General features: G+C 33.6%; 5 protein-coding genes. All 5 read right to left on the bottom strand.

What is annotated here, in order from left to right:
• Positions 1-264: 264 nt before the first annotated feature.
• On the bottom strand, positions 265-564 hold the full coding sequence (locus JCM21714_RS17620; RefSeq protein WP_035726427.1) for a DUF4282 domain-containing protein: 300 nt from the start codon (positions 562-564) through the stop codon (positions 265-267).
• A 43-nt stretch (positions 565-607) separates the two neighbouring features.
• On the bottom strand, positions 608-841 hold the full coding sequence (locus tag JCM21714_RS17615; RefSeq protein WP_035726423.1) for a TM2 domain-containing protein: 234 nt from the start codon (positions 839-841) through the stop codon (positions 608-610).
• Positions 842-1,641: 800 nt separating this feature from the next.
• Positions 1,642-1,935 (bottom strand): DUF4176 domain-containing protein, encoded by a 294-nt coding sequence (locus JCM21714_RS17610; RefSeq protein ID WP_035726420.1) that lies wholly within the window; start codon positions 1,933-1,935, stop codon positions 1,642-1,644.
• A gap of 19 nt (positions 1,936-1,954) precedes the next feature.
• A complete protein-coding gene (locus JCM21714_RS17605; protein WP_035726417.1) occupies positions 1,955-2,341 on the bottom strand; it encodes a hypothetical protein in 387 nt (128 codons plus the stop codon).
• Between the two features lie 183 nt (positions 2,342-2,524).
• Positions 2,525-3,425 (bottom strand): hypothetical protein (locus tag JCM21714_RS20605; RefSeq protein WP_200868478.1); only part of this gene is annotated, 901 nt, incomplete at its 5' end.

Here is a 3,425-nt window from a genome sequence, read left to right as displayed (position 1 = left end):
GAATGATTCGTGAAGTCGCCTAGTTTTTGGTGCTCGGAGCTGGACGTGGCTACTCGCGTTTACTTTATCCACAGGGCTTAATTCTATAATTTCCTAGACTAGGACAAGAGGACAGACTCTTTGTCCCTCTTTTTTTAAAAAACAAATTTCAAAACACTTTTGCGTTATTTGGTTAAGAAGGTATTTAGGTTTATATTATAAGAAAAAGCACCTCCATCATTAGATAGAAGTGCTCCAAGATAAAATTATATAATTGCCATTGACTTATTCTGATAATTGACTTTCTTTTTCTTCTATTGGTGTTGTATTGTATTTAATCGTTTGCAGAGCGTCATGCATCTTAAACACTACAATTAATAATTCACAGTAAATACGGATGATTAAAGGTCCTACTACTATGACTACAAGTCCCAAAAATACTTGGAAACCGCCACCGTAATAAGTAGTAAATCCTGAAATCATTATACCTAAACCAGATAATATTGATAGACCTACACCTATCCAAAAAATAATTTTGATGATCATAGGTGTGATCATCGAATCGAACTTTATAAACTTTTCCATTGCTCCTTTTTCCCTCCTTTCTCTTGTGATTTATTTAATTGATTTAACGTGGATTTCGACACATACTCGGAATTAAGAATATATCTACGATCATCCAGATCCATAATACAATTAATGGGATCCATCCGATAAACATCCAGACAGTTAACCAACCTACAAAACCAAGTAATAATTGAACAATTCCACTTCCAACTCGTCCAGTATAAAAGCGGTGGACACCTATTTGCCCGAAGAAAAACCATAATATGTATGCAACAGCAATATTTCTTTCCCTCAATTAGTTAACCTCCCTATCCATCAGATAATACTAGTATAATATTACTATTTTTAAAAAGCAATAAGTCATAAAAAAAGAAGTCTTTTTTTAAGGAAACGTTTGTGGGTGCGAAAAAAATCTATTGATTTAATATTTGTGATTGTCGGAGTTTTTATTAGTGTCAGCTTGTTATTCTCCTTTGGTTTTATGACCAAGCCAGTAAAAACTATACCTTTACATGAGGATACACTTTTAGTTGCACATTGAGGTGCCTCCTATCACGCACTTGAGAATACCTTGCGTGCCTTTAAAAGAGGCATAGAGCTTAATACAGATTATCTCGAGATCATGTATGATAAAAGTATAGATCGTACAACCAATTTTTATGGTAGGGTAAAGATTTAACCTTAGAAGAATTGGAAAAAGCGGATGCTGGAATTATGATTGAGATTAAATATCCTAATCTATATCCTGGGATTAAAGAAAAAGTAGTCAAAATAATTAAAAATTACCAGGATAAGCATAATATCCTTTAGTTTTGATACAGTGAAAAAGGTGAATGCTTTGCTGCCTCATGTCGATATAGATAGGTGTGATCGTTTCTAAAAAGAAATTAAGTAAACAAGACATCGAAGAATTATCGACCTATGCAACTGTTATAAATTAATTAATTGCTCAGGAAGAAGAAATAGCATAGAAATATTACAACATAAATATAATAACGAATACTAAAATAACTATAATATTAAAACTAAAATTTCTTATTAAATACTGAACAATAATTAATCTATACTCATTATTGTAGTCATGCAAATGGTTCCTTAATTCTCTACTTCAAACTTTGGATAATTAATCTGTTTTATCTTCTCATCATATTCTTCTCGAAATTGTTCCTCTTGTTCGTCTATATATCCTTTGAAATATACTTCATCAATGTTCTCCTCATTAAAAAAGTAAACTTGTTCTTCAATTTTCCCAGCCGGATATATGCATGCTGAATAGTCAAAGTAACCAATCACACCATTCTGGTTATAGAGAGGAGCCCTGTTTAAAATCATCAGTTTTATATCTCCATTTTTTAGCCGAACTACCCTTCCTATCGGTAATACTTCCATCTGTTATCCACTCCCATAATTAGTTAGCATAGCTTTGCTTTCTCTTTCGATATAGTTTGATTCTTGCGAAAGATAATCGTTTTAGACTTAAACAAAAAATTAAAAAAAGAAATACCGCAAATATTAACAGTATTAAAGACAACGTAATAAAATAGACAATGGTTAGCATTATAAAAATAATAAAACTGATAATTGCCAACCATATTTCTAATTTATATACTACTTTACCATCATCAATGTAATCCTCTATCATTGGCTCTGTTAAGTAAATCTCTTTTACTTCCTCATAAAACATGTGTTTATATACTAAGCGGCTTACGAAGTAGGTTAATCCAAATAAAGCACCACTTAGGAGAATATTAGGAAGAATAGAAATTTGAATGTAGGTTCCTTGTATACTACGCATTATTGCCAGTACAGCAAAAAATCCAATCCAATATATCCATTGATTACTTTCTTTATGAAATGCTTTATAGGATTGATTCGTTTCTTCGTCAATAAAAATCGTGTGGCTTTGCTGATTTTTTTATTTTCTGTGTAGATTGGAATTAGTCCCATTTCTATCATTCCTTCTATGTGTATTCCTTTTCTATCCAAACGCGCTTCCTAAACCACTAAATAATCCTTTCGTGGCATCTCCAATCGCACCACCGACATCTTTAACGGTATTTACTGCTTCATCAGCGAAATCTTTTACACCATTTATTATGGTTTCTTTATTATCATATACGAAGTCAAATAACATTGAACCACCAACACCAATTGCAAATCCTATAGCCGTTCCTAGTACTGGCACCGGTATAGCGGAACCAATTGCAGCACCTGCAAGCCCTGCACCAAGGTGACCAGCAGTTTTGATTGCAGCATCTGTAGCATCTTCTCCATTGTAAATTTGGATTCTAAAGTCAATAGCAGAGCCGACGATTGGCGCACCATATCTGGCCCCCCCCGTACGAATAGCTGAAGTTAAAGCAGATGGTGGAGCACCATTTGTTACGACTGCTCCTCCAACTGTTTGAAAAGCCAAAGCTGGATCTACGAAATCCCATGTATTACGCTGTACCCAAGATACAATGGAAGAGGCGATCCTTTCTGAAACTTCATTAGTTACCTTAGACGTTAAAGCATTTTTAACAAAAGCTGCTCCTGAATTAAGGAGACCTGATACAATAGAATCATATACAGATTTGTCAATTTCCCCATTTTCATAGTCTTCTTTTGCTTGCTCATACACTGTTTTTGCATCTTCATCCATATTTTCAATTTGTTCTTCAATGTGCTGCTGATTAACTTGATTATAATTCTTTACTACTGTTAATCCAATTGCTGTGTTATTTCCTTGATAATCTGTAAATCTAGCACTACCTTTTACTGCGCCATCATTATCTAGGGTTATTCTTATATGGTGCAATACTTCTTCTGTTCCAGTTGTATGCTGTTTACCTGTTGATGTGAAAGATTCAAAATTATCCTGAAGATCCTCTATAAAC

The sequence above is a fragment of the Gracilibacillus boraciitolerans JCM 21714 genome, from assembly GCF_000521485.1.
GTDB lineage: Bacteria > Bacillota > Bacilli > Bacillales > Amphibacillaceae > Gracilibacillus > Gracilibacillus boraciitolerans.
Note: the sequence above shows the minus strand (reverse complement) of the source record. Positions and strands in the feature narration are given on the sequence as shown.